Here is a 4,473-nt window from a genome sequence, read left to right as displayed (position 1 = left end):
AATAAAAAATAAAATAACAAATAAAAAAATGTATCAAAACTGATACATTTTACATTTTAGTTTGTGCCAAAAACATTATTGAAGACTTCATCATAAGTTGCTACCGGAATAATTTTTAATGTTTCTTGAACTTCTTTTGGAATATCTTCAATATCTTTAATATTTTTATTTGGAATTAAAATTGTTTTTAAACCACTTCGATTAGCTGAGATTGATTTTTCACGGAGTCCTCCAATTGGTAAGACTTGTCCCCGTAATGTAATTTCTCCCGTCATTCCAATATCTTTTGAAACCGGACGATTACTTAACGCACTAATAATTGCTGTTGTTAAAGTAATCCCTGCTGATGGACCATCTTTTGGTACCGCTCCTTCCGGAACATGAATATGAATATCATGAGTTTCAAAGAATTTTGCACTAATACCAAATTTATCTGAATTTGCTTTAACATAATCTAACGCAATTGACGCTGATTCTTTCATTACATCACCTAGTTTTCCCGTTAAGACTAATGAGCCTTTTCCTAAAAAACTATTAACTTCAATTGGCAGAATATCACCCCCAAATTGGGTATATGCTAAACCAGTGACAACCCCAACTTGTGATTCTTTTTCTTTTTCAGTATGTTCAAAACGACGTTTTCCTAATAACTCATTCACAATTTTATCTGTTACAGTTAAATTCGTCATTTCTTTGTTTAAGAATTTAACAATAAATTTCCGAGCAATTGCATTTAAGTCTCGTTCTAATTGACGAACACCAGCTTCACGCATATAATGTTTAATTACTTCATTAACAGCATCATCAGTAATTGTTAATTGCCCATCTGCTAAACCATTATTACTTAATACTTTTGGAACTAAATAATCTCTTGCAATATGGAATTTTTCTAACTCTGTATATGATGATAATTGAATAATTTCCATACGGTCAATTAATGCTTCTGGAATATTATCATAATAGTTTGCTGTTGCAATAAACATAACATTGCTTAAATCATAACTTTCTTCTAAATAATGATCAGAAAATGTTGCGTTTTGTTCTGGGTCTAACACTTCTAACATTGCACTAGCAGGATCACCACGATAGTCAGACGCCATTTTATCAATTTCGTCTAATAAAAATAATGGATTTGTTGTTTTTGCTCGTTTCATTGATTGAATAATTCGCCCTGGCATTGCTCCAATATATGTTTTACGATGACCACGAATTTCTGATTCATCTTTAACACCACCTAAGGCCATTTTCACAAAATTACGGCCAGTTGCTTCGGCAATTGATTTTGCTAAACTAGTTTTCCCAACCCCCGGCGGCCCAACTAAACAAATAATTTGTCCTTTTAAAAAATTAGTCATTGTTTTTACTGCTAAGTATTCAATAATCCGTTCTTTAACTTTATCTAATCCAAAATGATATTTATCTAACACTTCTTGAGCAAATTTTAAATCATTTTTCTCTTCGGTTTTTTCTCATCATGGCACTTGCATCATTCAATCAATATAAGTTCGAATAATGTTTGATTCACTTGATGCTTGTGGTAGCGCTTCATAACGAGTAATCTCTTGTTCGATTCGTTCTTTAATATTTTTAGGGAATGATTCTTTTGCTAAACGTTCTTTGTATGTTTTCATTTCATCAGCCGCATCGTCAAATTCACCTAATTCGTCTTTAATAGCTTTTAATTTTTCACGTAAATAATATTCTCGTTGTTGTTCATCAACTCGTTCTTTAATTTTCTTACTAATTTTATTATCAATATCATTTGCTTGTTGTTTATTAACTAAATAATCAAAAATAATTTGTAATCTTTTTTCAACATCTAATTGTTCTAAGATATCTTGTTTTTTTGCCACTGGAATAAATGGTAAAAATTGTGCAATTGTATCAACAACTTCATTACCATCAACTGAATCACCAATTTGATCTAATAAATCTTCTGGTAAAATGTCTTGTAATTCCATTAGTTCTTTAATATTAGCGGTAATTTTTTCAGCAATTTTATCCTCTGATTTTACAACTGATTTTAGAATATCAATGTCAGCAGCATAAAATTCACCTTCTCGTAAGTCTAAAATTTTTACCCGATCAACTGCTTTAAAGTTAACAGTTAAACTACCATCTTCTCATACTTTACGAATTTTTAATTCCGCCAAAATTCCAATGCGATAAATTTCAGATAATTTTGGGTCATCTTCTAGTGGTTTTTTTTGACTAACTAAAACAATATGATTATCAAAATCCTTGTTTGCTGTATTCACTGCTAAAATTGATTTATCTCGTCCTACTTCTAATACTTGTTCAAAGCCTGGAAAAATATAACTACCCCGTGTTACTAAAACTGGTACATTTTTTAATTGCGTTGTTTTTGAATCCATCTTTAAAACACCTCCTGTTTCTTTCCTTCACTTTATATTGACAATATCTTATCACATTTCAACGAATATCGTAATATAATTTGAACTACAAAAGAATTATAACAAAAAAATTAGCACTTGCAATAGATAAGTGCTAATTTTTGTAAATTATTATGCTTTTTTATTATATCCTTAAATATATCCTTAAAAAGATTAAAGTTTTAAGCTTTTAGTTTTTATAATGATAAGATTATTCTAATCAAAGAAAGAAGGCTTACCATGAAAAAACCTTGAACAACCTTAAACATTACTGATTTAACACCATTAGAATATGAAGTAACGCAAGAAAATGCGACCGAACCACCTTTTCAAAATAAATACTGAAATAATCACGAAAAAGGGATTTATGTTGATATTCTGTCAGGAGAACCTTTATTTGTTTCTTCTAATCAATATGATGCTGGCTGTGGTTGACCCAGTTTTACCAAACCAATTGATAAAACTTTACTCCAAGAAAAAGTAGATCATTCCTTCGGAATGACACAAACAGAAGTTCGTACTAACAAAACAAAGATTCATTTAGGGCATCGTTTTAATGACGGTCCGCAAGCTGATGGTGAGTTCCGTTATTGTATTAACTCTGCTGCATTACGTTTTATTCCCTTATCAGAAATGACAAATGCTGGTTATGAAGCATATATCCCCTTAATAAAATAAAACTAACAAATGTTAGTTTTATTTTATTCACCGTTATTATCATATAAAAAAGCAAATACTTTATCATGAATTACTTGGTCTTTTACTTGTTGTTCTGATACTAATTTTGTTTCTTTTAATGTTTTTGCATCAATCCCAAATTGTTTACCTAATTTTTCATATTGTGTTTCACATTCTTCGGTGGTTGCGACAATTTTTTCCGCTTGGACAACGCCGTCAACAATAACCCCATTTTCTAAACGATTTTTAGCATCTTTAAATAATTCTTCAAAAATATCTTCTTCAGACATTCCTGTTCGTTTTTTGTAAGTTTTCATATCCATTTGTTGTGCTTGTAGCTTTTGTTCAAACTCATGTTTCAATTGATTAGCTTCTTTCCGGATAATTGATTCTGGTAATGCAATTTCTGAATCTTCAGCAATTAAACGGAATAAGTGCCCAATAAAATGATCATATTCTTGTTTTACTAATTGTTCTTTAATATTATTTTTAACATGTTCTTCTAATTTAGCTAAAGTATCAATTTCCTTTAAATTAATATCTTTTGCTAATTCATCATTTAATTCTGGTAACTCTTTTGCTTTTACTTCTTTAATATTTAACTTAAAAACTGCAGGAGCTGATCTCAATTCTTCAATTTGATAATCGGCAGGAAAAGTAACATTAATATCTTTTTGATCTCCTGTTTTTAAACCAATCATTGCTTCTTCAAAACCTGAAATAAATTGATTACTACCAATTTCCAAGGTAAAATCAGTCGCTTTTCCTCCTTTAAATGGTTTATCATCAACAAATCCTTCAAAATCAAAAATAACAGTATCTCCTGTTGTAATTGGAGTTGTTTTTGGTTTAAAAATTGCAAAACGGTTACGTAATTGATCAATGTTATTTTCAATCTCTTCTTTTTTAACTTCAATCTCTTCTTTTTTTAAGTGGTCATGTTTAAACCCAGTATATTTATTAATTTTAACTTCTGGTTTCAAATCAAATTCTAATTCTAAAATGTATTCTGTTCAAGTAATTTTTTTAACACTTGGTGTTGGTGAAGAAAATGGTTCAATCTCTGATTTTTGGTCAAAAGCAAACTGATAAGCTTTATTAACAACCATATGATGCGCGGCATCTAAAATCTTTGCTTCTGTTAAATGTTTTTTTAATAAATCAGCTGGAACTTTTCCTTTTCGAAAACCAGGAATTTCTAACTCATTTGCTGCTTTCGTTTCTGCTTTTTTAACATAATCTGTTCATTCTGTTCCATCAATCGTTACATATCATTTTCCGATTCCTTTATCTTGAATTTTTTCTGCTTTAAATTTCATATTTTACTCCTTACCTAACTATTTTTCACATAAACCATTATAACAAAAAGAATGATTTAAAATAGTTTTTTTATTATTTTTCT

At 29.6% G+C, this 4,473-nt stretch carries 3 protein-coding genes; 1 reads left to right on the top strand and 2 read right to left on the bottom strand.

Annotation, left to right across the window (positions count from 1 at the left end):
* Positions 1-56 precede the first annotated feature (56 nt).
* Positions 57-2,375 (bottom strand): endopeptidase La, encoded by a 2,319-nt coding sequence (gene lon, locus TS70_RS05970; protein WP_127092678.1) that lies wholly within the window; start codon positions 2,373-2,375, stop codon positions 57-59.
* A gap of 258 nt (positions 2,376-2,633) precedes the next feature.
* Between lon and msrB the strand changes: the two genes are divergently transcribed.
* Positions 2,634-3,071, top strand: coding sequence for a peptide-methionine (R)-S-oxide reductase MsrB (msrB, locus tag TS70_RS05965; protein WP_127092680.1), 438 nt, complete (start codon positions 2,634-2,636; stop codon positions 3,069-3,071).
* A 23-nt stretch (positions 3,072-3,094) separates the two neighbouring features.
* Here msrB and tig read toward each other — a convergent pair whose 3' ends face one another.
* Positions 3,095-4,390 carry a trigger factor gene (gene tig / locus TS70_RS05960; protein WP_198049700.1) on the bottom strand — a complete coding sequence of 432 codons (1,296 nt, stop codon included), beginning with the start codon at positions 4,388-4,390 and terminating at the stop codon, positions 3,095-3,097.
* Between the last annotated feature and the right edge of the window lie 83 nt (positions 4,391-4,473).

The organism is Spiroplasma sp. hyd1, assembly GCF_016082235.1.
GTDB classification, from domain to species: domain Bacteria; phylum Bacillota_I; class Bacilli_A; order Mycoplasmatales; family Mycoplasmataceae; genus Spiroplasma; species Spiroplasma poulsonii.
Note: the sequence above shows the minus strand (reverse complement) of the source record. Positions and strands in the feature narration are given on the sequence as shown.